Raw genomic sequence first — 24,760 nt, forward strand, 5'->3', positions numbered from 1 at the left:
GCCCCCCTCCCCTCCCGCCCCCGGCCCCCGTCCGCCCCCGCCTCCCGCCACGCCCCCAGCACCGACTCCACGTCCGCCGCGATCCGCCGGCGTGCCTCGTGCCGTGGCACCCCCTCCATCAGCAGCCGGTCGTACGGCGTGTCCAGATGCCGTACGGACGCCCTCACCGCCCAGACGACCGCGCCCTCGGACAGCGCCCGTCCCGCCGCGCTGCGCCCCACCCGTCCGCTGCCGCGTACCGAGGCATGGGCGGCGACGGCCCGGGCGCGCTCGGCCGGACAGCCGGGGAACAACCGCCGGATCTCGGCCGCGAACGCGTCCGTGAAGCGCGCGTCCTCCGCCGCCCGCCGCCGCGCGTCCCGGACCCGGCGCCGGCGCCGCGCCTCCGCGTCCGCCAGGCACCGCTCCTCGGCCCGGGCGAGCGCCGCCTCCTCGACGAGCACGCCCTGCCGCTCGTAGCGGCTCTTGCGCCGGTTGAACCGCACCACCACCGCCGACAGCGCGCTCTCCTCCCGTGACCTGCGCGTCAGCGCGGTATCACCACGCGGCAGGAACACGAGGTGTCCCAGGTCGGCGCAGTCCAGGCAGCGGGGCGCGCCCTCCTCCAGGACCAGCATGGACAGCGAACCCCGGCGGCACTCGGCGCAGTGCTTGCGCCGCAGCGGCTGGATGACCAGAAGGCCGGAGCGTGGCGGGGGAGTTGGGGGCAGCGCCATGCGAGGTTCATTCCCCGGCGCTCTCCGCGCCGCACCCGGACTCCGGCCTGGCGCATCATGGCCGTGTGCGACTCGAAGCGATCACCTGGGAACGGCTCGGCGACCTCCTGGCCGAGCGGCTGCTCGACCTCGAACCGGGCGACGGCAGTCCCTGGCCGCGCGTCGCCTTCGACGGTGCCCCCGCCGCCCGGCCGGGCGACCTGGCCGAGCGCGTCTCGCAGGCGCTGCGTGTGCGGGGCCGCCCGTCGCTGGTCGTCGGCGCCGAGGGCTTTCTGCGCCCGGCGTCCCTCCGGCTGGAGCACGGCCACCGGGACGTGGAGTCGTACTACGACGGCTGGCTCGACACCGGCTCCCTCTGGCGTGAGGTCTTCGGCCCGCTGGAGGCCGGCGGCAACGGCCGCATCCTGCCCGACCTGAGGGACCCGGTCACCGACCGCGCGACCCGCAGTTCCTACGTCCGACTCCCGCCCGGCGGGCTGCTGTTGCTGCACGGTCCCCTCCTGCTGCGGCACTGGTTCCCCTTCGACCTGAGCGTCCATGTCCTCCTCTCCCCGGGCGCGCTGCGCCGCCGTACGCCGGAGACGGAGCACTGGACGCTGCCCGCCTTCGAGCGCTACGAGGCCGAGATCGACCCGGCCGGCACGGCGGACGTGCTGGTCCGCGCCGACGACCCGCGCCATCCGGCCTGGGGCGGCTGAGAACCGTCGAGCCCCGCGCCGGCCGGGACCGTCCCGGAAGCCGACGCGGCCCGCGGTCAGAGCCAGCCGTTGCGTCTGAAGCCGCGGTACAGCGCCAGGCAGGCGGTGGAGATCACGCCGATGACCAGGGGGTAACCGAACCGCCAGTGCAGTTCCGGCATGTGCTCGAAGTTCATTCCGTACACCCCGCACACCATGGTCGGCACGGCGATCACCGCGGCCCACGCCGTGATCTTGCGCATGTCCTCGTTCTGCGCGACGGTGACCTGCGCCAGATGGGCCTGGAGGATCGAGTTGAGCATCTCGTCGAAGGCCGCGATCTGCTCCTTGGCACGTATCAGGTGGTCCAGAACGTCCCGGAAGTAGGCCTGTATCTCCGGGTCGACCACCCGGATCGGCCGGGTGGCGAGGTCCTCCATCGGGCGGCCGAGCGGGGCGACGGCCCGCTTCAGCTCCAGCAGTTCCCGCTTGAGCTGGTAGATGCGTCCGGGGTCGGTGCGTGCGCCGTTCTGCGCGAAGACGTCCATCTCCACCTGGTCGATGTCCGCCTGGATCGAGTCGGTGACGTTCAGATAGTCGTCGACCACGTGGTCCGCTATCGCGTGCAGCACCGCGGCCGGCCCCTTGGCGAGTTGCTGCGGGTCGGACTCCAGCTCCTCGCGCAGCGGACCGAGCGAGCCGTGCCGTCCGTGCCGTACCGTGATGACGAAGTCGTGGCCGACGAAGGCCATGATCTCGCCGGTGTTCACCACCTCGCTCGTCGCCGTCAGCTGCTCGTGTTCGACGTAGCAGACCGTCTTGAACACCGCGAACAGCGTTTCGTCGTAGTGCTCCAGCTTCGGGCGCTGGTGGGCCTCGATCGCGTCCTCGACGGCCAGCGGGTGCAGATCGAACAGCTCGGCGATGCCCGCGAACTCCTGGCCGGTCGGCTCGTGCAGCCCCAGCCAGACGAAACCGTCCCGGTTCTTGCGCACGCGTGCCACGGCCTCGACCAGGTCGCCGGTCTCCGGCAGCCGGACACCGTCCCGGTACGTCACACAGTTCACCACCGAGGAGCCCAGCGGCGACCGGGCAGGATGGCTCAGGTCGACCGGCCGGCGCCGGCGGCCGAGCTGCGCCACCCTGCGGAGGCCGCCGACCTTGTCGAGGCCCGTCACCCTTCGCAGATTCCCTGCCATGGACATCTGGATCTCCTTGCGTGGATCTCCTCGCGTGCGGCGCTCACTGCGCCGTGGCGCGCCAGTCTGCCAGGCCGGCGTGAGCGGCGGGTAAGCCTGTGGGAACGAGCAATTCCGCTTTGTTCCCGCCTGTGGACAGCCTCCGCCACGGTGCAAGGGCCGAAGCAACGACGGGCGTCCGCAAGGCCCCTCGGGCGCCCGGAGCAGCCCTCCGCACCCGGAGCGGCAGCACCTGCTCAGAGGCCGCGGGAGGCGGCGCCCCGTGGAGGTCTTCCGCCCACCCTCTCCACCGCCAGCGCTCCGGCCCGGCAGCCCTCCGCCGCCGCGGCCTCGAGCGTGGCGCCGGTGAGCAGCGCGGCGAGGAACGCCCCCGTGAACGCGTCTCCGGCACCCGTGGTGTCCCGAGGCACCGCGGTTACGGCGGGCACGCGGGCGCACACGGCGCCCGAGCGGGCGACCAGCGCTCCCTCGGCGCCCTGCTTGGCCACCACCACCGGGACGTGCCGGCTCAGCTTGGCCGCCGCGTCCGCCGGGTCGGGCAGGCCCGTCAGCAGACACGCCTCGTCGCGGCTGGGCAGCAGCATGTCCACCCCTTCGACGAGGGACAGGAACCGGTCCACGCCCAGTGCGGCGAGGAATCCGGCCGAGGCCGGGTCCAGGCTCACCGGCACTCCCCGCGCGCGTGCGGAGTCGACGGCCACCGACACGAGCGCCCGGCCCGGCTCGGAGAACAGCAGGTAGCCCGACAGATGCAGCCTGGCCACCCCCTCGAGCAGCGCCTCCGACCAGTCGCCGGGGGCGAGCCGCAGCGACGCCCCGCTGTCGGTGAGGAACGTGCGTTCGGCGGCGGCCGCCGCGTCGACCAGGCAGACCACCGTCCCGGTCGGTGCGTCCGGGTCCACGACGAGCCGCGGACGCACCCCGGAGGCCACCAGCTCCCGCTCGTGCCAGGCGGCCGTGTCCGCGCCCACCCGGCCGAGCAGCCGTACCTCCGGACACTCGTGACGGGCCGCCCAGCAGGCCACGTTGGCGCCCGCGCCACCCGGCAGGAGCCGGATCGCGGCGGCCGTGTCGGTACCGGAGGTGAGCGGACCGCGATGCCGTGCCACGACGTCCGTCACCACGTCGCCGACCACCAGCAACGCGCCACCCGCGTCGCCGCCCACGCCGCGCCCCGCACCCGCGGCTGTCGCCGTGCCGGCCGCCGTACCCGCCGTCACATCCGGGTCCACGCCGCCGCGATGCGTGCGGCCAGGCGCACGTTGCCGCGTACGGCCGCGAGGTTCGCGCGCAGTGAGGCTCCGTCGGTGTGCCGCACCAGGTGGTCGAGCAGGAACGGGGTGACCGCCTGCCCCGTGATCCCCTGCGCCTCGCAGGCGCGCAGGGCATCGGCGAGCACGCGCGCGTGCAGCTCCGGATCGAGCTGTTCCTCCCGGGGCACCGGGTTGGCGACGATCAGCGCCGACTCGGGCGCACGCAGCGCGTTCTGCGCACGCATGACCTCGGCCACCTCCTGCGGCGTCCTCAGCGTCCAGTCCACCGGATGGCCCGAGTCGGCGAGGTAGAAGCCGGGGAAGCGGTCCGTGCCGTAGCCGGCCACCGCGACCCCCAGGGTCTCCAGCCGCTGCAGGGTGGCGGGAACGTCCAGGATCGACTTCACCCCCGCGCAGACGACCGTGATCCGGGTGCGGGCCAGCAGCCCCAGGTCGGCGGACTCGTCCTGAGTGACCGTCCACTGCCGGTGCACACCACCGAGCCCACCCGTGGCGAACACGCGGACGCCCGCCAGGGCGGCCAGCAGCGCGGTCGCCGACACCGTGGTCGCCCCGCTGGCCCCGGCGGCCACGGCGAGCGGGAGATCGCGGTGGCCCAGCTTGCGGATCCCCTCCTCGTTCGCGACCCGCTCCAGCTGCTCCTTGTCCAGGCCGACACGCGGCCGCCCGTCCAGCACGGCGATCGTCGCGGGTACGGCACCCTCCTGCCGTACCGCGTCCTCCAGCTCCAGCGCCACCTGGAGGTTGCGCGGGCGCGGCAGCCCATGGGCGATGATCGTGGACTCCAGGGCAACCACGGGACGGCGCGCGGCGAGCGCCTCCCGTACCTCTTCGGACACCACCAGCACGTGCCTGCCTCCCGTCTGTCGCTCCCTCCCTCATCTCTGGCGGGCCGCACCCCCGGTCAAACCCCCGCATGGCCCCGACCGGACGGGAACGTCTTCGAGGCACGGCACGACGACCGACAGGGCACCGCTGGCACGGCACCACCGACACGCCAGGCCGGCATGGCACCGCTGAGACGGCGCCGTGCCTCAGAACAGCGGCTCGGGCAGTACCCCTTCCAGTGCGAGCAGCGCGCGCTTGGTCTCCAGACCGCCGCCGAAGCCGCCGATGCCCCCGTCGCTCTCGACGACCCGGTGGCAGGGCACCACGACCGGCAGGGGGTTGGCGCCCATGGCCACGCCCACGGCCTGGGCGGCTCCGGGCTGCCCGACCCGCTTGGCGAGATCCCCGTACCCGACGACCGTGCCGTAGGGCACGCCGGACGCGAGCTCCCGCAGCACCTGCCGGTTGAAGCCCGAGATCAGGGACCAGTCCAAAGGCAGCTCGAAGTCCCGTCGCTCACCCGCGAAGTACGTCTCCAGCTGGCGTATCGCCTCCGCCAGCAGCGGGGATCCGGGCGCCTCGACGGGCTCTGCGCCGAGCCGCGACGCCAGCCGCGACAGCGCCCGGTCGCGCACCGCGTCGGTGGCGTGGAACACGACGTTGACCAGGCCGTCCTCCGTCGCCGCGAGCAGCAGAGGGCCGATCCCGGTGGCGGCCACGGCCCACACGACCTGCCGTTCGCTGCGTTCTTCCCGTTCGTGGCTGTCCATGCGGCCCACCGTACGGCCCGCCTCTGACAATGCCCGCCGACCTGCGCTTTCACCCGACGAGGAAGGCCGGTGCCGGGGCTTCGGCGGCGGGCAGGGCCGCGCGCACCACGTCCGGCTTGTCGGTGATGATGCCGTCGACGCCGTAGCCGGCGAGGGTCCGGGCCCGGGAGGCGTCGTCGACCGTCCAGGCGAACACCTTCATCGGCTTGCCGTGCGGGCCGGTGAAGGCGTGGACCGCATTCACGTACTTCGCGGAGAGCGTGCCGTGGGAGGGGTTGATCAGGTCGGCGAAGCCCGCGTACCGGCGCAGGTCCCCCTCCGCCGGCCGGCCGAGGTAGGCGGTCCTGACCCTGGGCGCGAGGGCGTGCACCGCGCGCACGCTGTCGGCGCTGAAGCTCTGCACGATCAGACGGCTCGCCAGGTGCCGGTGGTCGAGCCAGCCCTCTTTGGCGAGCACCTTGAGGGTCTGCCGCTCGATGCCCGGGTACAGCCCGGGGTTCTTGATCTCCAGAAGCAGGTTCTCGTGGTTGTGCTCGACCCGGCGCATGTACCGGTCGAGCGTCGGCACGCGCGTGCCCGCGTACGCGCGGGAGAACCAGCTGCCCGCGTCCAGCCGCGCGATCTCGGCGGCGGTGAAGTCCTTCACCTTCCACGGCGCCCGGTCCGGGAAGACCTGTTCGACGTTCGTGGTGCGCCGCAGACTGTCGTCGTGGAGGACCACGAGCTCGCCGTCCTTGGTGCGCTGCACGTCGTTCTCCACCCAGCGGAAGCCGAGCGCCGCCGCCTTGTCGATGGCGGGAAGGGTGTTCTCCGGAGCGTAGGCGGAGGCGCCCCGGTGCGCGACGACCAGGGGCCGCTCACGGCCCCCGGCCGCCCGGGCCTCGGAGGCGGGCCACAGCGCCATGGCTCCCAGGAGAGCGGTGGCCGTGGCGGCAACTGCGCGCGCGTGCATACGTACTCCTCGCATCGGATGATCACTGTGGGTACAAGAGTGACAGCACAGAGTCAACGAGCCGGGCGGGTACAGGACAGCCACGGATTGAACGGAGTCGCCCGAGTGCACACACCGGTGCCGCACATCTGCGGCAAGGTCGTGTTTCTTTGCCGGAATGTCGTTCGACCATTCCGGCGGGGGTCATACTCTCTGCGTCAACCCTGACCGCGGGGAACGGTCGGGAGGCAGGGGCGACGTCACCACATTCAGGCACTCGACAGGGCGAAGGGCAGCCGCGCATGCACGACGGCACGGTCGACGGATTCAGCTACGGGCTCGTCACGCCGCTGGTGGCCTACCTCATGGCCTGCCTGGGCGGGGCGCTCGGTCTGCGCTGCACGACCCGCGCCCTGCTCGTCGCCCAGACCTGGCGCCCCGGCTGGCTCGCCCTCGGGTCCGCGGCGATCGGCTCCGGCATCTGGACCATGCACTTCGTCGCCATGATGGGCTTCACCGTCAAGGGGGCGCCGATCCACTACGACAGGCCGACGACGTACGCCAGCCTGGCCCTCGCCATCGTCATGGTGGGCATCGGGATCTTCATCGTCGGCTACAGGGGCGCGACCGGCTCGGCCCTGTTCACCGGGGGCACGATCACCGGTCTGGGCGTCGCCTCCATGCACTACCTCGGCATGGCGGGCATGCGGCTCGACGGGACCTTCCAGTACAACACCCTCACCGTCGCCGCCTCCGTCGTCATAGCCGTCGTCGCCGCGACCGCCGCCCTGTGGGCGGCCGGCCAGGTCAGGGGCTTCCTGTGGAGCGTCGGCGCGAGCCTGGTGATGGGCCTCGCCGTCAGCGGCATGCACTACACCGGTATGGCCGCCCTCAGCGTCCACGTGCACGGATCCGGCGGCGGCACCGCGGGAGAGTCGCCGGCCACCCTGCTCGCCCCCATGCTGATCGGCCCGCTCGCCTTCCTGCTGCTGGCCGGTGTCGTCGTGATGTTCGACCCGCTGATGGTCATGGGCAGGCCCGACTGGACGCCGGTGGAGTACAAGCCGGGCGTACCGGCCCCCGAACTGGTGGCGCACTCCGCCCACCGCCCGGTGGCCCGCGTCCGCCGGACGACGGTCCGGCGCACCTCGCGCACGCCGCAGAACCGCTGACCGCGCATCCGGGGAAACCGCTGCCCCGGACCGGTTGTCAGTGGCGGGTCGTACGGTGGATGGCATGCGGCCCGTTTCCCACATCGAACGCACGGTGGCGCCCTTCGAGGTCGTCAGCCCCTACCAGCCCAGCGGCGACCAGCCGCAGGCCATCGCCGACCTCGCCCGGCGCATCGAGGCGGGCGAGAAGGACGTCGTCCTGCTCGGTGCCACCGGCACCGGCAAGTCCGCCACCACCGCGTGGATGATCGAGAAGCTTCAGCGCCCGACGCTGGTGATGGCGCCGAACAAGACCCTGGCCGCGCAGCTGGCCAACGAGTTCCGCGAACTGCTGCCGAACAACGCCGTCGAGTACTTCGTCTCGTACTACGACTACTACCAGCCCGAGGCCTACGTCCCGCAGTCGGACACCTACATCGAGAAGGACTCCTCGATCAACGAGGAGGTCGAGCGGCTGCGTCACTCCGCGACCAACTCGCTGCTCACCCGCCGCGACGTCGTCGTGGTCGCCTCCGTCTCCTGCATCTACGGCCTCGGTACGCCGCAGGAGTACGTCGACCGCATGGTGCCCCTCAAGGTCGGCGAGGAGATCGACCGGGACGAGCTGCTGCGCCGCTTCGTGGACATCCAGTACACGCGCAACGACATGGCCTTCACCCGGGGCACCTTCCGGGTACGCGGCGACACCGTCGAGATCTTCCCGGTCTACGAGGAGCTGGCCGTCCGCATCGAGATGTTCGGCGACGAGATCGAGGCGTTGTCCACGCTGCACCCGATCACGGGCGAGATCATCAGCGACGACCAGCAGCTGTACGTCTTCCCCGCCTCGCACTACATCGCCGGTCCCGAGCGCATGGAGCGGGCCATCCGCGGCATCGAGGAGGAGCTCAAGGAGCGCCTGGCCGAGCTGGAGAAGCAGGGCAAGCTGCTGGAGGCCCAGCGGCTGCGCATGCGCACCACCTACGACGTCGAGATGCTCCGCCAGATCGGCACCTGCTCCGGTGTGGAGAACTACTCGATGCACTTCGACGACCGTGCTCCCGGCACCCCGCCGAACACCCTGCTCGACTACTTCCCGGACGACTTCCTGCTCGTCATCGACGAGTCGCACGTGACCGTGCCGCAGATCGGCGCGATGTACGAGGGCGACGCCTCCCGCAAGCGCACCCTCGTGGAACACGGCTTCCGGCTGCCCTCCGCCCTGGACAACCGCCCGCTGAAGTGGGAGGAGTTCCAGGAGCGCATCGACCAGACGGTGTACCTGTCGGCGACCCCCGGGCAGTACGAGCTGTCGCGTTCGGACGGTCAGGTCGAGCAGATCATCCGCCCCACCGGACTCGTCGACCCCGAGGTCGTCGTCAAGCCCACCGAGGGCCAGATCGACGACCTGGTGCACGAGATCCGCACGCGGGTGGAGAAGGACGAGCGCGTCCTGGTCACCACGCTCACCAAGAAGATGGCCGAGGACCTCACCGACTACTTCCTGGAACTGGGCATCCAGGTGCGCTATCTGCACAGCGACGTCGACACCCTGCGCCGCATCGAGCTGCTGCGCGAGCTGCGCTCCGGCGAGTACGACGTGCTGGTCGGCATCAACCTGCTGCGCGAGGGCCTGGACCTGCCCGAGGTGTCCCTGGTGGCGATCCTGGACGCCGACAAGGAGGGCTTCCTGCGCTCGGGCACCTCGCTCATCCAGACCATCGGCCGCGCGGCGCGCAACGTCTCCGGCCAGGTCCACATGTACGCCGACAAGATCACCCCGGCGATGGAGAAGGCCATCGAGGAGACCAACCGCCGCCGGGAGAAGCAGATCGCCTACAACACGGCCAACGGCATCGACCCGCAGCCGCTGCGCAAGAAGATCAACGACATCGTCGCGCAGATCGCCCGTGAGGAGGTCGACACCGAGCAGCTGCTCGGCACCGGCTACCGCAAGACCAAGGACGGCAAGGGCGCCAAGGCCCCGGTGCCGTCGCTCGGCGACCAGACGGGCAAGGGCGCCAAGGCGGCGAAGTCCGGCAAGTCCGCCAAGGGCAGGGCGAAGGAGACGGTGCCCACCGACCGTCCCGCCGCGCAGCTCGCCGAGCAGATCGAGGAGATGACGGAGCGGATGCGCGCCGCCGCGGCCGAGCTGCAGTTCGAGGTCGCGGCCAGGCTGCGTGACGAGGTCTCCGAGATGAAGAAGGAACTGCGCCAGATGCGGGAGGCGGGCCTGGCCTGACCCCCCGAGGTGCCCGCGCTGAGCCCGGCGCGGGCACCCGCGTACGCACTGTGTTGCAAGACCGCCACAAAGTGCGGACCGGGGTGCGGCGATGTCAGTGCCACTGCGTAGGGTGCTGATCAACCGCGCAACGCGCGGCAACCGGGGAGAAGTTCGAGAGGGGAATCAGCCGTGACGGTCAACTTGACCAAGGGTCAGGCCATCAGCCTGCAGAAGAACGACGGCGGCAGCCTGAGCGCGGTCCGTATGGGTCTCGGCTGGCAGGCGGCGCCCCGCCGCGGCCTGTTCGGCTCCCGTACGCGCGAGATCGACCTCGACGCCTCCGCGGTTCTGTTCGCCGACAAGCAGCCGGTCGACGTCGTCTTCTTCCGCCACCTGGTCAGCGACGACGGCTCCGTGCGGCACACCGGTGACAACCTCGTCGGCGGCGCCGGCCAGGGCGGCGACGACGAGGCGATCCTGGTCGACCTGCAGCGCGTTCCGGTGCACATCGACCAGATCGTCTTCACCGTGAACTCCTTCACCGGCCAGACCTTCCAGGAGGTGCAGAACGCGTTCTGCCGCCTGGTCGACGAGACCAACGGCCAGGAACTCGCCCGCTACACCCTGGCCGGCGGCGGCAACGTCACCGCCCAGGTCATGGCCAAGGTGCACCGCTCCGGGACCGGCTGGACGATGACGGCCCTCGGCGTCCCGGCCAACGGCCGCACCTTCCAGGACCTCATGCCGGCCATCCTTCCGCACCTGTAGGACGGCACGGCCGGCGGTAGGGCGCACCACGGCACAGGAAACGGCACAGGCACAGGGGGACAAGGCGATGACGGCCGAGCTGGTGCGGGGGCAGAACCACCCGCTCTCCGAGGCTCGCCTCGAGATCCGGATCTCGGCAGGCACATCGGTCGTGGCCGCCGCCACGACCGCCGACGAGAACGGCAAGGTGCGCGGCGCCGACGGGGTGGCCCACCCCGGCACCCCCGTCCTGCCCGGCCTCGAGGTCTCCCGGCAGCCGGCGGCCGACCACCGGCTCGCCGTTGACCTGGGCGCGATGCCGGAGGCGGTGCACCGCGTCAGTGTGCTGCTCGTCCTGCCCGGCGGGGGCCACGGCCCGAACCGGTTCGGCGCGGTCGCCGCCCCGTTCGTGGCCGTCACCGGCCTGGACGGCACCGAACTCGCCAGCTACACCGTCACCGGCCTGGACGCCGAGACGGCCGTGATCGCTCTGGAGCTCTACCGCCGGCAGGACGCCTGGAAGGTGCGCGCCGTCGGCCAGGGATACGCCGGTGGCCTCGCCGAACTCCTCACCGACCAGGGACTGCCCCAGGCGCACCACCTGGCGGGCACCGTCGAGGAGGCCGTGGCCCGCGCCCTGGCGCGCTCGGTGTCCGCCCCTCCGCCGCGCACGGCGGACGCCGACCGTTCCCGGCAGCCCGCCGCCCCGGTCCCCGGAGGGGACCAGGCCCCCGGCATCCCCGCGCAGCCGGCACCGCAGCCGCCGTATCCGGCGGGCGGGCCGCCGCAGCCCCCGTACCCGGGCGCAGCCGGAGCGCCGGACCCGGCGGCCGGCCCGCAGCCGACGGCGCCCGCGGGCGGGCCGATCGACTACTCCCACCCCCGACGGCAGACGACTGCCCCGCCGCCGCCCCCGCCGACCGCGCCCCCCGCCCCGCCGGGCCGGCCCGCGCAGCCCGTCGCCGGGGACGCGACCGGGTGGTCCATGGAGGAGCGGCTCTACAACCAGGTCTGGGGCATGTTCGAGGACCTGGCACGCACCACGGCCGCCTACCGCAGCGCCGTCGACTTCGCCGAGTCCCGCAGGGAGAAGGAACTCGACCAGGCCCTGTCCGATCCGCGCAACCGGATGGGCGGGCAGAGCGACGCGGCACGGCAGGCGGCCCACGTCCGGCACACCCGGCTCGTCGACCAGGCCAGAGCGGCCCTCGACCGCGACCTGGCCCAGCTCACCGCCGAGTCGGAGGTCGTCGAACCCGCACTGCCACCCGCGTACGCGGGCTGGGACAACCCGGTCTGGCACGGCTACCGGGTGCCGATGGAGATCCCGATGGCCGTGCGCCTCGGCGACCTCCACCTGCCCGAGAACCCGTCCCTGCGCATCCCCATGCTGGTCCGGCTGCCCCTGGAACGCGGCCTGTGGATCGACAGCGGCCGCTCCGGGATGTCCGACGAGACGTTCGCCGACGCCGGGCGACTGCGGCGCCTGGCGATGGACGCGGCCGTCGCACACGCCGCCCGGCTGCTCGCCGTCTACCCGGCGGGGGAGTTCACCGTGCACGTCATCGACCCGGCCGGGTCCGCGGCGCAGGCGCTCGCGCCGCTGGTACGGACGGGAGTGCTCGCGGGCCCGCCCGCGGCCGGCGCCGCGGGTGTCACGGACGTGCTGAGCCGGCTCACCCAACGGGTCGACCTCGTGCAGATGGCCGTGCGTGGCGGCGCCCCCGACGCGCTGCCGCCGGGATTCGACACCTCCGAGCAGCTGCTGATCGTCAACGACTTCCCGCACGGCTTCGACGACCGCGCCGTGACCCGGCTGCGCTACCTGGCGGACGAGGGACCGGCCGTCGGCGTCCACGTGATGATGGTCGCCGACCGGGAGGACGCCGCCGCCTACGGACCGTTGCTCGACCCGCTGTGGCGTTCGCTGCTGCGACTCACACCGGTTGCCGACGACCACCTCGCCGACCCCTGGGTGGGACACGCCTGGACCTACGAGCCGCCGCTCGTGCCACCGGGCAGCCACGTGCTCGAACAGGTGCTGGCGCAGGTGGCGAGGACCCGTCGCGACGGGCAGCGATGACCGCGGGCGCACAGCGGATCAAGACTCGGTAAAGTCACGCTGACCAGGTAGGTTGGTCTTTTCTTTACCTTACTCTTTACCTTTCCTTGGTGATTCGGGTATTGTTTTCGGCACGGAGGGGAGTACTCCCTGTCTGCTGCGGCGTACCCGTCAATACGGATCGGACCAGATCCCGGGGCGTCGGCCCGTCCCGGGTGGAAGAGACCTCCGGCAGCGACGACGCTGACTCATTTGCCGTGACGTACTCGCCGGAGGCGCAGTGGAAGTTTCCGTGACCCTGTGGGTCCTGACCATCCTCGGCCTGGCCGCCCTGATCGCGGTCGACTTCTTCATCGGCCGCAAGCCACACGACGTGTCGATCAAGGAAGCCGGGATCTGGACCGTCGTCTGGATCGCCCTGGCCTGCCTCTTCGGGCTCGGCCTGCTCGTCTTCGGCGGCGGGCAGCCGGCCGGAGAGTTCTTCGCGGGCTTCATCACCGAGAAGTCGCTGAGCGTCGACAACCTCTTCGTCTTCGTCCTGATCATGGCGAAGTTCGCCGTACCCTCGCAGTACCAGCAGCGGGTGCTGCTGGTCGGCGTCCTCATAGCCCTCGTGCTGCGGGCCGCCTTCATCGCCGCCGGCGCCGCGATCCTCGCCAGCTTCTCGTGGGTGTTCTTCCTCTTCGGCGCGTTCCTGATCTGGACCGCCTGGAAGCTCATCCAGGAGGCCCGGTCCGACGAGGAGGACGAGGAGTTCGAGGAGAACAAACTGCTCAAGGCGGCCGAGCGCCGCTTCGGCGTGGCCGACCGCTACCACGGCACCAAGCTGTGGCTCCGGCAGAACGGCAAGCGCGTGATGACGCCGATGCTGGTCGTGATGCTCGCCATCGGCACCACCGACGTGCTCTTCGCCCTCGACTCGATCCCCGCGATCTTCGGCCTGACCCAGGACCCGTACATCGTCTTCACCGCCAACGCCTTCGCCCTGATGGGCCTCAGGCAGCTGTACTTCCTGATCGGCGGCCTGCTGAAGAAGCTGGTGCACCTGTCGTACGGCCTGTCCGTCATCCTCGGCTTCATCGGCGTCAAGCTGGTGCTGCACGCACTGCACGAGTCCGGCGTCCACGTCCCGGAGATCAGCATCCCCGTCTCCCTCGGTGTGATCTGCGCCGTCCTGGCCGTCACCACGATCACCAGCCTCATGGCCTCCAGGAAGCAGGCCGCGGAGGAGGAGGTGCGCGAACAGCAGGCCGACGGTGCCCAGAAGGACAGCGTCGATGCCTGAGCAGCACGCACCGGCCCGACGGCGCACCGCGGCCGAGCACCGGAATGCGAAGCCGGCGGGCCGGTGCGACGATCGCAGCATGATCACGCGGCTCAGGGCGCTCACCACGGCCTGGACGACCGTCGTGCCGGCGCTCGCGGTCGTCCTGCTGATCCTCACCTGGGGACGCAGCCTGCCCGCCGCGGTCGTCGTGCTGGTCACCGTGGTCCTCGCCGGCTCGGTGCTGGCCGCCGTGCACCACGCCGAAGTGGTCGCCCACCGCGTGGGCGAACCCTTCGGCTCCCTCGTCCTCGCCATCGCCGTGACCGTCATCGAGGTCGCCCTCATCGTCACCCTCATGGTGGACGGCGGCAGCAAGAGCGCGACCCTGGCCCGGGACACGGTGTTCGCGGCCGTGATGATCACCTGCAACGGCGTCGTCGGGCTGAGCCTTCTCGTCGCCTCGCTCCGCCACCGCATCGCCGTCTTCAACGCCGAGGGCACCGGCGCCGCACTCGCCACCGTGGCGACCCTGGCCACCCTCAGCCTGGTCCTGCCGACGTTCACCACCAGCAAGCCGGGACCGCAGTTCTCCGGGATCCAGCTCACCTTCGCCGCGCTGTCCTCACTGATCCTCTACGGCCTGTTCGTGGCCACCCAGACCGTGCGCCACCGTGACTATTTCCTGCCCATCACCCGGCACGGCGAGGTGATCAACAGCCAGAGCCACGCGGAGCGGCCCACCGCCCGCAAGGCCTGGACGAGCCTCTCACTGCTGGGCCTCGCCCTCGTCGGCGTGGTCGGACTGGCCAAGGGCGTCTCGCCGACCATCGAGTCCGCGGTGGCCGCGGCCGGGCTGCACCACGCCGTCGTCGGCGTGATCATCGCCCTGCTGGTGCTGCTGCCTGAGACCATCGCCGCGCTGCGCTCCGCCCGGCGCGACCGGGTGCAGACCAGTCTCAACCTCGCCCTCGGCTCCGCGATGGCCAGCATCGGCCTGACCATCCCGGCCGTCGCGCTGGCCTCGGTGTGGCTCCCGGGGCCGCTCGTCCTCGGCCTCGGGTCCACCCACATGCTGCTGCTCCTGCTCACGGTGGTGGTCGCCTCGCTGACCGTGGTCCCGGGCCGGGCCACCCCGCTCCAGGGCGGAGTCCATCTGGTGATCTTCGCGGCATACCTGGAACTGGCGATCAACCCCTAGGGGGTGTCTCGTCGATCATGCCGGGTTCGCGGCGCCTGGCACCGCACCTCGCGGCGTTGTCGTCGGTCGCCGATGCTCCGCATCGACTCCCTCCTCCGCCTTGCGATGTACGGTACCAGCCGCCGCTCCCTGATCCGCCCTGATCGACGAGACACCGCCTAGACCCGGCCGCCCACCCCTGGCGGCGAGGCCGGCATGCCGTGATAGACCGGGTCCCGAGCAGCGGTCGTCGACGCACGGCCGTACCCGAACGGACCCGGAGGAACCGTGCCCCGCACCCTGGCCAACGCCCCGATCATGATCCTCAACGGCCCCAACCTGAACCTGCTCGGGCAACGGCAGCCGGAGATCTACGGTTCCGACACGCTCGCGGACGTCGAGGCCATGTGCGTGAAGGCGGCAGCCGCGCACGGCGGCACGGTGGACTTCCGCCAGTCCAACCACGAGGGCGAACTCGTCGACTGGATCCACGAGGCCCGGCTGAACCACTGCGGCATCGTCATCAACCCGGCCGCCTACTCCCACACCTCCGTCGCCGTCCTGGACGCCCTCAACACCTGCGACGGGCTGCCGGTGGTGGAGGTGCACATCTCCAACATCCACCAGCGTGAGTCGTTCCGGCACCACTCCTACGTCTCGCTGCGCGCCGACGGCGTCATCGCCGGCTGCGGGGTGCAGGGATACGCGTTCGCGGTGGAGCGGGTGGCGACGCTGGCCGGCGCGGGCCAGGCCGAGGCATAAGCGTCGCGGGCCAGACCGAGGCATAGGCGTCGCGGGGCGGACCGGGCGTAGGCGTCGCGGGGCGGACCGACACGTGGACATGTCGGAGGGGCCGCGCTCCGGCGTCGGGCCGGGCCGCCGGTCGAGGGCGGGAATGAGGACCGGCGGCCCGTGCCGCCCCGGGAGCCGTCATCCTGCGCGGGGCTGCCACCAGTTGACTGCGGGACGGACGGCGGGGGGAGCGCACGCGTACGGCCTGCGCGTGCGCCCGCTTCACACGGGGTGCGCGAGGCCCCCGCGCCGGCTCACCACCCGCGCGCGTGCCACTCCGGCAGATGCGGGCGCTCCGCGCCCAGCGTGGTGTCGTTGCCGTGTCCGGGGTAGACCCAGGTCTCGTCCGGGAGGGTGTCGAAGATCTTCGTCTCGACGTCGTGGATCAGGCGGGCGAACGCCTTCGGGTCCTTGAAGGTGTTGCCCACGCCCCCGGGGAACAGGCAGTCGCCCGTGAACACGTGCGGGTGCCCGTGCGGGTCGTCGTAGACCAGCGCGATCGAACCGGGCGTGTGTCCCACGAGGTGGCGTGCGGTGAGCTCCACCTGCCCCACCCGGATGGTGTCGCCGTCGTCGACCAGGACCTCGGTCGCCACCGGGATGCCCTCGGCGTCCTCCCGGCCCGCGTACGTACGCGCGCCGGTGGCCGCCACCACCTCGGCCAGCGCCTGCCAGTGGTCGCCGTGCCGGTGGGTGGTGACGACGGACGCGATGCCGTCGTCACCGATCATGCCGAGCAGCGTGTGCGCGTCGTTGGCCGCGTCGATCAGCAGCTGCTCGTCCGTCGCCCGGCAACGCAGCAGGTAGGCGTTGTTGTCCATCGGGCCGACCGCGATCTTGGTGATCATCAGGTCCTTCAGCTCGTGCACGTCCGCCGGGCCGCCGACCGTCACCTCTCCGCTGTACGTCATGGCCGTCAGCCTATAGCGGGAGGGCGCCGGGGGCCGTCCCGGGCGAAGGCCCCCGGGGCCGCCACACGCCGCACCCAGGGGCCGTGCCGCCGCCGCGGGTGTCGGCGCTACAGCGGGGGAAGCGCCGGAAGCGCGCCGCCCGCCACCGTGAGCGCGGAGCCGTCGCGTCGTCCGGCGAGCCAGCCCAGCAGGTCGGCCGGGGCCCCGGTGACGATGACCGCCGGCTCGGCCGCCTCCCGGCCCGTGCTCCACGTGTGCGTGCCGTCCGTCAGCCGGGTCGGCGGCACATCCGGGTGGCCCGAGAACCGCTGCGCGAGGAAGTCGATCTCCCGTTCCACGAACTCGGCCGGAACGTCCTCCAGCTCGTAGCCGATGCCGAGGTCCACATGGTGCAGCTCCACCTCCGCCCAGCGCCGGAACGGCACCCGGGAGGCGGAGTCGGTGACTCCGTTGCGCAGCTCCACGGTGCGCGACCAGTCCGCCGGCACCGACCCGACCTCCTGGAACCGGGCCGCGCTCGTGCGCACGTCGGAGACCTGGGCCTCCAGGGAGCGCGGGGCGTCCCGCTCGATGTCCGCGTCCCGGGCCTCGGCGGAGGCGTACATGGGACGGCCCTCCAGGACGTTCACGAGCGCGTCCGCGTTGCGGGCCAGGTGGGCGAGGACGTGGCCGCAGGTCCAGCCGGGCAGCCGTGACTCGTCCGTCACAGCCGCGTTGTCCAGTTTGGCGACCGCGTCGAGCAGTCGATCGGTGGCGGCCTGTACAGACGCCAGGTCACGAGCGTGATCAATCATGGGCCTGACCCTAGCCGCGCCACACGTTCGGGTGAAGGCGGCGAACCGAGGCCGTAAATCGAATGCGCGTGCTATAAGGTCGACCGTGGCGTCGGGCATGCTGGAGAGCCGGGGTTTGTTGACTATCCAGGCGGATCCGGGAATCACACCCGGCGTTGTCAGTGGCTCCCCCTAGTCTGAAGAAGCACGGGGGCCCCGCCCCTGTCACTTCTCTCAAGAAAGGTGCGGACCGGCGTGGCCGACCGTCTCATCGTCCGTGGCGCGCGCGAGCACAACCTCAAGAACGTCTCGCTCGACCTGCCTCGGGACGCGCTCATCGTCTTCACGGGCCTGTCCGGGTCGGGCAAGTCCTCCCTGGCCTTCGACACGATCTTCGCCGAAGGTCAGCGCCGCTACGTGGAGTCGCTCTCCTCGTACGCCCGGCAGTTCCTCGGCCAGATGGACAAGCCCGACGTCGACTTCATCGAGGGCCTCTCCCCGGCGGTCTCCATCGACCAGAAGTCGACCTCGCGCAACCCGCGCTCGACGGTCGGCACGATCACCGAGGTCTACGACTACCTCCGTCTGCTCTTCGCGCGCATCGGCAAGCCGCACTGCCCCGAGTGCGGCCGCCCCATCTCGCGTCAGTCGCCGCAGGCCATCGTCGACAAGGTGCTGGAGCTGCCGGAGGGGAGCCGCTTCCAGGTCCTGTCGCCGCTGGTGCGCGAGCGCAAGGGCGAGTTCGTCGACCTCTTCGCCGACCTCCAGGCCAAGGGCTACTCCCGCGCGCGCGTGGACGGCGAGACCGTCCAGCTCTCCAGCCCGCCCACGCTGAAGAAGCAGGAGAAGCACACCATCGAGGTGGTCGTCGACCGCCTTACGGTGAAGGACGGCGCCAAGCGCCGCCTGACCGACTCGGTGGAGACCGCCCTCGGACTGTCCGGCGGCATGGTCGTGCTCGACTTCGTCGACCTCCCCGAGGACGACCCCGAGCGCGAGCGCATGTACTCGGAGCACCTCTACTGCCCCTACGACGACCTGTCCTTCGAGGAGCTGGAGCCCCGCTCCTTCTCCTTCAACTCGCCCTTCGGCGCCTGCCCCGAGTGCACGGGCATCGGCACGCGCATGGAGGTCGACCCGGAGCTGATCGTCCCCGACGAGGACAAGACCCTCGACGAGGGCGCCATCCACCCCTGGTCGCACGGGCACACCAAGGACTACTTCGGCCGCCTGGTCGGCGCCCTCGCCGACGCCCTCGGCTTCCGCACGGACATCCCCTTCGCGGGCCTGCCGCAGCGGGCCAAGAAGGCCCTGCTGTACGGCCACAAGACACAGATCGAGGTCCGCTACCGCAACCGGTACGGGCGCGAGCGCGTGTACACCACGCCCTTCGAGGGCGCCGTGCCCTTCGTCAAGCGCCGGCACAGCGAGGCCGAGAGCGACGCCAGCCGCGAGCGCTTCGAGGGCTACATGCGCGAGGTGCCCTGCCCGACCTGTGAGGGCACCCGCCTCAAGCCGGTCGTTCTCGCGGTCACGCTCATGGGCAAGTCGATCGCCGAGATCTCCGCGATGTCGATCAGCGACTGCGCGGACTTCCTGCGCGAGCTGAAGCTCGACGCCCGCGACAAGAAGATCGCCGAGCGCGTGCTCAAGGAGGTCAACGAGCGGCTGCGGTTCCTGGTCGACGTCGGCCTGGACTACCTCTCGCTGAACCGCGCGGCCGGCACGCTCTCCGGCGGCGAGGCCCAGCGCATCCGCCTGGCCACCCAGATCGGCTCCGGCCTGGTCGGCGTCCTGTACGTGCTGGACGAGCCGTCCATCGGCCTGCACCAGCGCGACAACCACCGGCTGATCGAGACCCTGGTCCGGCTGCGCGACATGGGCAACACCCTCATCGTCGTCGAGCACGACGAGGACACCATCAAGGTCGCCGACTGGGTCGTCGACATCGGCCCCGGCGCCGGCGAGCACGGCGGCAAGGTCGTGCACAGCGGCTCCCTGAAGGAACTGCTGGCCAACGCCGAGTCGCAGACCGGGCAGTACCTGGCCGGCAAGAAGTCGATCCCGGTGCCCGACATCCGGCGCCCGCGCGACGCGTCCCGCCGGCTCACCGTGCACGGCGCCCGGGAGAACAACCTCCAGGACATCGACGTGTCCTTCCCGCTGGGGCTCTTCACGGCCGTCACCGGCGTCTCCGGTTCCGGCAAGTCGACCCTGGTCAACGACATCCTTTACACGCACCTGGCCCGCGAGCTGAACGGCGCGCGCAACGTGCCCGGGCGGCACACGCGCGTGGACGGCGACGACCTCGTCGACAAGGTGGTGCACGTCGACCAGTCGCCCATCGGCCGCACCCCCCGGTCCAACCCGGCCACGTACACCGGCGTCTTCGACCACATCCGCAAGCTGTTCGCCGAGACCACCGAGGCGAAGGTCCGCGGCTACCAGCCCGGCCGCTTCTCCTTCAACGTCAAGGGCGGCCGCTGCGAGAACTGCGCGGGCGACGGCACCATCAAGATCGAGATGAACTTCCTGCCGGACGTCTACGTCCCCTGCGAGGTCTGCCACGGCGCCCGCTACAACCGGGAGACGCTGGAGGTCCACTACAAGGGCAAGTCCATCGCCGACGTGCTGAACATGCCCATCGAGGAGGCGACCGACTTCTTCGAGGCCGTCCCCGCCATCTCCCGGCACCTGAGGACCCTGAAGGACGTCGGCCTCGGCTACGTCCGGCTCGGCCAGTCCGCGACCACCCTGTCGGGCGGCGAAGCGCAGCGCGTGAAGCTCGCCAGCGAGCTGCAGAAGCGCTCCACCGGGCGCACGGTCTACGTCCTGGACGAGCCGACCACCGGTCTGCACTTCGAGGACATCAGCAAGCTGCTGAAGGTCCTCTCCGGCCTGGTCGACAAGGGCAACACGGTCATCGTCATCGAGCACAACCTCGATGTGATCAAGACCGCCGACTGGGTCGTGGACATGGGCCCGGAGGGCGGCGCCGGCGGCGGTCTGGTCGTCGCCGAGGGCACCCCCGAGGAGGTCGCCGGCGTGCCGGCCAGCCACACCGGCAAGTTCCTCCGGGAGGTCCTGGGCGCCGACCGGATCAGCGACGCCGAGCCGGTGAAGGCACCGCGCAAGGCCGCCGGCAAGGCGGTGGCGGCGGCCTCCACGACCCCGCGGACGCGTACGGCCAGGACGAGCACGGCCAAGGCCGCCGACGGCACGGCGACCAAGAAGGCCGCGGCCGTGAAGAAGACGGTGCCCGCACAGAAGACCGCGCGGATCCGCAAGGCCTGATCGGACGCGCGCGCACGAGCGCGTACGGGCGCGCGAACAACTGCGGCGAAGAGGGCGAAGAGCTGGGCGCCCCGCGGGAGACCAATCCCGCGGGGCGCCCAGCCGTATGCCGCTAGGGTTCGCCCACCTCGGAGGCGTACGGCGGTTCCGCGCCCGCGCGGGAGCAGGTGACCGCGGCCGCCCGCGCCGCGAACCGCAGCAGCCGGGTCCAGCCCTCGGCGCCGAGGCCCGCCAAGCCCTCCGGGGACAGGGCGTCCCGAGCGGCCAGGCCGTGCAGCAGGGCCGCGTTGACGGTGTCGCCCGCGCCGATCGTGTCGACGACGTCGACCTTCTCGCCCGGCACGGAGTGCTCCGCACCGTCCCGGGTGTACGCGGTGAGTCCGTCGCCCCCGTGAGTGATCACCACGGCCGAGGGCCCGGCGGCCAGCCACTCGCGCGGAGTGCCGCCCAGCCACCGCGCGTCCTCCTCGGAGAGCTTCAGCAGGGAGACCGAGGGCAGCCAGCCGCGGAAGCGGGCCCGGTAGGCGTCCGCGTCCGGGATCAGCCCGGCCCGGATGTTCGGGTCGAGCGCGGTGAACACGCCCTGGGCGGCCGCGCTCCGCATCAGCTCCTCGTAGGCGCTCGCACCCGGCTCCAGCACCAGCGAGCAGGTGCCGAAGGACACCGCGCGGGTCCCGGCCGGCAGCGCGGCGGGCGTGCTGAACAGCCGGTCGGCGGTCCCGTCGACGTAGAAGGAGTAGGCGGCGGAGCCGTCGGTGCCGACCGTCGCGACCGCCAGCGTGGTCGGCTCGCCGCCGCGCTGCACACCGGAGACGTCCACCCCCGCCCGGCGCAGCCCGTCGAGCAGGGCCTGGCCGAAGGCGTCGTGCGACGTGCGGGAGCAGAAGGCCGTGGGGGAGCCGAGGCGGCCGAGGGCGACGGCCGTGTTGTACGGGCCGCCGCCGAGCGCCGGCTTGAGGTCCGCGAGGGCGCCCGCGCCCCGCGGTACCAGGTCGATCAGGGCCTCACCGGCGACGACGATCACGTGTCCGTTCCTTTCTCGGGCCGAGCGGGGCAGCCGCAGGAGGTGCGGTGGACGAAGGTGCAGGGCAGGCGCAGCGTGCGGGCGGGCCGGTCCGGTGCGGCCAGACGGTCCAGCAGCACCCGTACGGCCCGGGCGCCGAGCTCTCTGCCGGGCTGGGCGACGGCGGTCAGCCGCGGGGAGAACAGGTCGGCCCAGTCGAAGTCGTCGAAGCAGCACAGCGCCATGTCCCCGGGCACGGACAGGTCGCGCTCGCGCAGCGCGCGCAGGGCGCCGATGGTCATCGCGTTGTTGGCGGTCACGAGGGCGGTGGGCGGCACGGCGAGGGACAGCAGGGACGCCGTGGCGCGCTCCGCGCCGTCCGCCGAGGAGTCGCCGTGTACCACGAGCCGTTCGTCGTGGGGGAGACCGGCGGCGGCCAGGCCGTGGCGGTACCCGTTGATCCGTTCGCTGGTCGTGCTCAGGCCGGGCAGGCCCGCGACCAGGCCGATCCGGCGGTGCCCGAGGGAGGCGAGGTGGGTGACGAGTGCGGCCGTCGGTTCGGCGTTCTCGGCGCAGACCTGGTCGAAGCCGGGCGCCTCCCGCTCTCCGTCGTCCGCGGCGGCGTGCACCAGCCGGTCCAGGAACACGGCCGGTACGGCGTGACGCGTCAGGTAGGCGACGAGCTCCCGCGGCTGCGCCGACGGTGCGACGATCACGCCGTCCACCCGGCGCTCGTGCAGGAGCTGCACCACCTTGCGTTCATGCGCGGGGTCGTCGTGCGGGTCGGCGATGAGCAGGCTGTAGCCGTGCTCCAGGGCGCTGGACTCGACTCCCTGGAGGATCTCCGTGAAGTACGGGTTGCTGATGGCGGACACCGCGAGTCCGATGGACCGGGTCCGGGAGGTGACCAGGGAACGGGCGAGGCCGTTGGGCGTGTATCCGAGTTCCTCCACGGCGTCCAGCACCGCCTGACGGGTGTGCGGCAGCACCGGACGGGTGCCGTTCAGCACATGTGAGACGGTCGCCACGGAGACTCCGGCGCTGCGCGCCACATCGGCCATGGTCGGCATCGCGTTCCCCTCCCCGAACCGCCGTGCGGCCCTCGCCTCGAACCACCGCCGCGCGGCCGCTCGTTCTGTGCCGCCGTGCGGTCTCGTGGCCGGGACCGTATCCCATTCCGCGCCGGACGTAAACGCTTGCGCAAGCGTTTACGTCTTGCGGACCCCGCTCCCGGACCCCTCGGCGCGCTGGGTATCGTCGGCGTGCACAACCCTGCGACCAGTGGAGTTCCCCATGCCCGGCCGTCCGTCCGCGCGCCGCCGTACGATCCTCCGAGGAGCCGCCCTCACCCCGGTCGCCGGGCTCGGGCTCGCCGCCTGCGGGCCCGAGGGCGGCGACGCCTCGGCTCCCGCCACCCCGACGGCCCCGGTCGACCTCGGCGCCGAGAGCGAGGTCCCCAAGGGCGGCGCCAAGCTGTACCGGGACCACAACGTGGTCGTCAGCCGGGACGCGAGCGGCGCGCTGAAGGCGTTCAGCACGGTCTGCACGCACGCGGGATGCCCGATCAACAAGCTCCAGGACACGACCCTGATCTGCCCCTGCCACGGCAGCCGCTTCGACGCCACGACCGGCAAGGTGGTGCAGTCCCCGGCCACCGAGCCGCTGGCCGAACTCCCGGTGCGCGCGAAGGGCGGCAAGATCGTCGCGGGCCCCGGCGCCTGACCGGCTCACCCCCCGCAGGGGCCGACTACTCCCAGTCCCAGCCGATCCCCACGATCCCGGACCGGACCCGCGGCTCCACCAGGTGGACCGAACGGTGCCGCTCGCTCACCGGCAGCTCCTGCCGGTCGCTGCGCGGGGCCGCCGCCGAGTGCTGGGTGAACCGGTGGCAGCGCATCGGGGGAGCGCCGGCGTCGAACCGCACCTGGAGGGCGTACTGCCCGCCCGCCGAGTCGAAGCCCCGGACGTACTCGCGCGACACCCCGGCCGTGCCGTCCTCGACGCCGTACCGGAAGAGATACGTGTCGCCGGCCCGCAGCCGGGTGTCGAAGAGCAGCTCGGCCACCAGCACCCCCGTGTCGTGGTGGCGGCGCACCCGCCCGGTGCGGCAGTTCTCCAGCGCCTGCACCGTCATCCGCTCCGGCACACAGCCGGGATCACCGTGGTGGACGGCGACGAACCGGTCCACACCGTCCCGCAGCGCGCGCACGATGTGCTGCGACTCGCGCCCGGCCAGTTCGCGGCGCGCCCCTATGCGCACGCGCTCGTGGTGCCCGAGGGTCTGCAGTCCGCCGTCGGGCGGGGCGTCGAGATCCGCCAGCAGCCGGCGCAGCACACCGGAGGCCTCGACGAAGGAGCGGTAGGAGCGGGAGGCGGGCCGTCCGGCGGCCGGGTGCTCCCGGTCCCCGCCGTTCTCGGCCAGCAGCCGGATCAGGGACTCGTCGGGCAGCCGCAGGATCTCCTCCAGGGCCCGTACGGCCCGCAGCGACTCCGGGCGCTGCGGGCGCCGGGCGCCCTGCTGCCAGTAGCTCAGGCTGGTGACGCCGACCCGGACCCCGTAGCGCGACAGATGGTGCTGCACGCGCTGCAGCGGCAGCCCGCGGGCGGCGATCGCGGCGCGCAGCGCCACATGGAAGGGGCCGCCCCGCAGGGCCGTGTCCAGTTCCGCGGTGGCGACGTCCGTCTGCTGGGTGGCGTGCGGCATGCACGGGCCTTTCTGTGAAGGTGCGGGGTGCACAACGGCTGGTCAGACCGTTCACGCGAGTCGCAGGGACCACCCCCACGGCCCCGACTTCCCCCGCATTGAAGCGTGTTGACCAAGTCCCGACAACACCTGAGGCCGGACGGCGGCGTACTCCTGGCCGAGTCCGTACCCCTCGCGGCCGTGAGCCCGCGCTCCTAGCGGCGGGGAGTGCGCGCCCCCGCCGAGCGGCGTCCGCGCCCCGCGCCGAGGGGCGGCGTGCT

Annotated in this window: 21 protein-coding genes; 10 read left to right on the plus strand and 11 right to left on the minus strand. The window is 72.0% G+C overall.

Annotation, left to right across the window (positions count from 1 at the left end):
- Nucleotides 1–716 (minus strand): DUF2293 domain-containing protein (locus IE318_RS24785; RefSeq protein WP_189903771.1); only part of this gene is annotated, 716 nt, incomplete at its 3' end.
- A 65-nt stretch (nucleotides 717–781) separates the two neighbouring features.
- Between IE318_RS24785 and IE318_RS24790 the strand changes: the two genes are divergently transcribed.
- Entirely contained in the window at nucleotides 782–1,414 is a 633-nt protein-coding gene (locus IE318_RS24790) for a nucleoside/nucleotide kinase family protein (protein WP_189903773.1), read from the plus strand.
- 56 nt (nucleotides 1,415–1,470) lie between these two features.
- On the opposite strand, the gene corA is transcribed toward IE318_RS24790, so the two are convergent.
- The 5 genes from corA to IE318_RS24815 form a co-directional block, all read right to left on the minus strand.
- Nucleotides 1,471–2,598, minus strand: a complete 1,128-nt coding sequence (corA, locus tag IE318_RS24795) for a magnesium/cobalt transporter CorA (protein ID WP_189903775.1) — start codon at nucleotides 2,596–2,598, stop codon at nucleotides 1,471–1,473.
- A gap of 230 nt (nucleotides 2,599–2,828) precedes the next feature.
- Nucleotides 2,829–3,758: a carbohydrate kinase family protein gene (locus tag IE318_RS24800; RefSeq protein WP_189903821.1), complete on the minus strand. Its 930-nt coding sequence runs from the start codon at nucleotides 3,756–3,758 to the stop codon at nucleotides 2,829–2,831.
- Between the two features lie 50 nt (nucleotides 3,759–3,808).
- Nucleotides 3,809–4,714 carry a pseudouridine-5'-phosphate glycosidase gene (locus IE318_RS24805; RefSeq protein ID WP_189903777.1) on the minus strand — a complete coding sequence of 302 codons (906 nt, stop codon included), beginning with the start codon at nucleotides 4,712–4,714 and terminating at the stop codon, nucleotides 3,809–3,811.
- A 186-nt stretch (nucleotides 4,715–4,900) separates the two neighbouring features.
- The gene (locus tag IE318_RS24810; protein WP_189903779.1) at nucleotides 4,901–5,464 is read right to left on the minus strand and encodes a methylated-DNA--[protein]-cysteine S-methyltransferase; all 564 of its coding nucleotides are present in this window, start codon (nucleotides 5,462–5,464) and stop codon (nucleotides 4,901–4,903) included.
- 49 nt (nucleotides 5,465–5,513) lie between these two features.
- On the minus strand, nucleotides 5,514–6,416 hold the full coding sequence (locus IE318_RS24815; RefSeq protein ID WP_189903781.1) for a glycerophosphodiester phosphodiesterase: 903 nt from the start codon (nucleotides 6,414–6,416) through the stop codon (nucleotides 5,514–5,516).
- A 281-nt stretch (nucleotides 6,417–6,697) separates the two neighbouring features.
- Between IE318_RS24815 and IE318_RS24820 the strand changes: the two genes are divergently transcribed.
- From IE318_RS24820 to aroQ, 7 genes are all read left to right on the plus strand, one after another.
- Entirely contained in the window at nucleotides 6,698–7,567 is an 870-nt protein-coding gene (locus IE318_RS24820) for an MHYT domain-containing protein (RefSeq protein WP_189903783.1), read from the plus strand.
- Between the two features lie 64 nt (nucleotides 7,568–7,631).
- Nucleotides 7,632–9,788, plus strand: coding sequence for an excinuclease ABC subunit UvrB (gene uvrB, locus IE318_RS24825; RefSeq protein WP_189903785.1), 2,157 nt, complete (start codon nucleotides 7,632–7,634; stop codon nucleotides 9,786–9,788).
- Nucleotides 9,789–9,959: 171 nt separating this feature from the next.
- The gene (locus IE318_RS24830) at nucleotides 9,960–10,538 is read left to right on the plus strand and encodes a TerD family protein (protein WP_030181491.1); all 579 of its coding nucleotides are present in this window, start codon (nucleotides 9,960–9,962) and stop codon (nucleotides 10,536–10,538) included.
- A 67-nt stretch (nucleotides 10,539–10,605) separates the two neighbouring features.
- Nucleotides 10,606–12,600, plus strand: a complete 1,995-nt coding sequence (locus IE318_RS24835; RefSeq protein ID WP_189903787.1) for a TerD family protein — start codon at nucleotides 10,606–10,608, stop codon at nucleotides 12,598–12,600.
- A 259-nt stretch (nucleotides 12,601–12,859) separates the two neighbouring features.
- Complete coding sequence (locus IE318_RS24840; RefSeq protein WP_189903789.1) at nucleotides 12,860–13,864, plus strand: TerC family protein; 1,005 nt, start codon at nucleotides 12,860–12,862, stop codon at nucleotides 13,862–13,864.
- A 79-nt stretch (nucleotides 13,865–13,943) separates the two neighbouring features.
- The gene (locus tag IE318_RS24845) at nucleotides 13,944–15,044 is read left to right on the plus strand and encodes a calcium:cation antiporter (RefSeq protein WP_189903792.1); all 1,101 of its coding nucleotides are present in this window, start codon (nucleotides 13,944–13,946) and stop codon (nucleotides 15,042–15,044) included.
- Between the two features lie 267 nt (nucleotides 15,045–15,311).
- On the plus strand, nucleotides 15,312–15,785 hold the full coding sequence (aroQ, locus tag IE318_RS24850; RefSeq protein ID WP_189903794.1) for a type II 3-dehydroquinate dehydratase: 474 nt from the start codon (nucleotides 15,312–15,314) through the stop codon (nucleotides 15,783–15,785).
- Between the two features lie 284 nt (nucleotides 15,786–16,069).
- Here the strand turns inward: aroQ and IE318_RS24855 are convergent, their stop codons facing one another.
- Nucleotides 16,070–16,726, minus strand: a complete 657-nt coding sequence (locus tag IE318_RS24855) for an MBL fold metallo-hydrolase (protein WP_030181506.1) — start codon at nucleotides 16,724–16,726, stop codon at nucleotides 16,070–16,072.
- Nucleotides 16,727–16,833: 107 nt separating this feature from the next.
- Nucleotides 16,834–17,520: a maleylpyruvate isomerase family mycothiol-dependent enzyme gene (locus IE318_RS24860; RefSeq protein ID WP_189903796.1), complete on the minus strand. Its 687-nt coding sequence runs from the start codon at nucleotides 17,518–17,520 to the stop codon at nucleotides 16,834–16,836.
- Nucleotides 17,521–17,754: 234 nt separating this feature from the next.
- On the opposite strand from IE318_RS24860, the gene uvrA reads away from it, so the two are divergent.
- A complete protein-coding gene (gene uvrA, locus IE318_RS24865; RefSeq protein WP_189903798.1) occupies nucleotides 17,755–20,793 on the plus strand; it encodes an excinuclease ABC subunit UvrA in 3,039 nt (1,012 codons plus the stop codon).
- Between the two features lie 112 nt (nucleotides 20,794–20,905).
- On the opposite strand, the gene IE318_RS24870 is transcribed toward uvrA, so the two are convergent.
- Both IE318_RS24870 and IE318_RS24875 read right to left on the minus strand, forming a co-directional pair.
- Nucleotides 20,906–21,817 (minus strand): carbohydrate kinase family protein, encoded by a 912-nt coding sequence (locus tag IE318_RS24870; protein WP_189903800.1) that lies wholly within the window; start codon nucleotides 21,815–21,817, stop codon nucleotides 20,906–20,908.
- Nucleotides 21,814–22,866, minus strand: coding sequence for a LacI family DNA-binding transcriptional regulator (locus IE318_RS24875; RefSeq protein ID WP_189903802.1), 1,053 nt, complete (start codon nucleotides 22,864–22,866; stop codon nucleotides 21,814–21,816). Before IE318_RS24875 ends, IE318_RS24870 begins: the two co-directional genes overlap by 4 nt.
- Before the next feature lie 223 nt (nucleotides 22,867–23,089).
- Here IE318_RS24875 and IE318_RS24880 point away from each other — a divergent pair, with 223 nt between their 5' ends.
- Complete coding sequence (locus IE318_RS24880; protein WP_030181522.1) at nucleotides 23,090–23,518, plus strand: Rieske (2Fe-2S) protein; 429 nt, start codon at nucleotides 23,090–23,092, stop codon at nucleotides 23,516–23,518.
- Between the two features lie 25 nt (nucleotides 23,519–23,543).
- Here the strand turns inward: IE318_RS24880 and IE318_RS24885 are convergent, their stop codons facing one another.
- Nucleotides 23,544–24,500, minus strand: a complete 957-nt coding sequence (locus IE318_RS24885) for a hypothetical protein (RefSeq protein ID WP_189903804.1) — start codon at nucleotides 24,498–24,500, stop codon at nucleotides 23,544–23,546.
- Nucleotides 24,501–24,760: the final 260 nt, after the last annotated feature.

Origin of the sequence: Streptomyces spiralis, assembly GCF_014654675.1 — a bacterium.
GTDB lineage: Bacteria > Actinomycetota > Actinomycetes > Streptomycetales > Streptomycetaceae > Streptomyces > Streptomyces spiralis.

What these genes read in the sequence shown, in the direction of transcription:
- IE318_RS24875 (WP_189903802.1), bottom strand. Translation starts at nt 22,866, where the DNA reads ATGCCGACCATGGCCGATGTGGCGCGCAGCGCCGGAGTCTCCGTGGCG.
- IE318_RS24815 (WP_189903781.1), bottom strand. Translation starts at nt 6,416, where the DNA reads ATGCACGCGCGCGCAGTTGCCGCCACGGCCACCGCTCTCCTGGGAGCC.
- IE318_RS24835 (WP_189903787.1), top strand. Translation starts at nt 10,606, where the DNA reads ATGACGGCCGAGCTGGTGCGGGGGCAGAACCACCCGCTCTCCGAGGCT.
- IE318_RS24810 (WP_189903779.1), bottom strand. Translation starts at nt 5,464, where the DNA reads ATGGACAGCCACGAACGGGAAGAACGCAGCGAACGGCAGGTCGTGTGG.
- uvrB (WP_189903785.1), top strand. Translation starts at nt 7,632, where the DNA reads ATGCGGCCCGTTTCCCACATCGAACGCACGGTGGCGCCCTTCGAGGTC.
- IE318_RS24820 (WP_189903783.1), top strand. Translation starts at nt 6,698, where the DNA reads ATGCACGACGGCACGGTCGACGGATTCAGCTACGGGCTCGTCACGCCG.
- IE318_RS24880 (WP_030181522.1), top strand. Translation starts at nt 23,090, where the DNA reads ATGCCCGGCCGTCCGTCCGCGCGCCGCCGTACGATCCTCCGAGGAGCC.
- IE318_RS24885 (WP_189903804.1), bottom strand. Translation starts at nt 24,500, where the DNA reads ATGCCGCACGCCACCCAGCAGACGGACGTCGCCACCGCGGAACTGGAC.
- IE318_RS24855 (WP_030181506.1), bottom strand. Translation starts at nt 16,726, where the DNA reads ATGACGTACAGCGGAGAGGTGACGGTCGGCGGCCCGGCGGACGTGCAC.
- IE318_RS24845 (WP_189903792.1), top strand. Translation starts at nt 13,944, where the DNA reads ATGATCACGCGGCTCAGGGCGCTCACCACGGCCTGGACGACCGTCGTG.
- corA (WP_189903775.1), bottom strand. Translation starts at nt 2,598, where the DNA reads ATGTCCATGGCAGGGAATCTGCGAAGGGTGACGGGCCTCGACAAGGTC.
- IE318_RS24860 (WP_189903796.1), bottom strand. Translation starts at nt 17,520, where the DNA reads ATGATTGATCACGCTCGTGACCTGGCGTCTGTACAGGCCGCCACCGAT.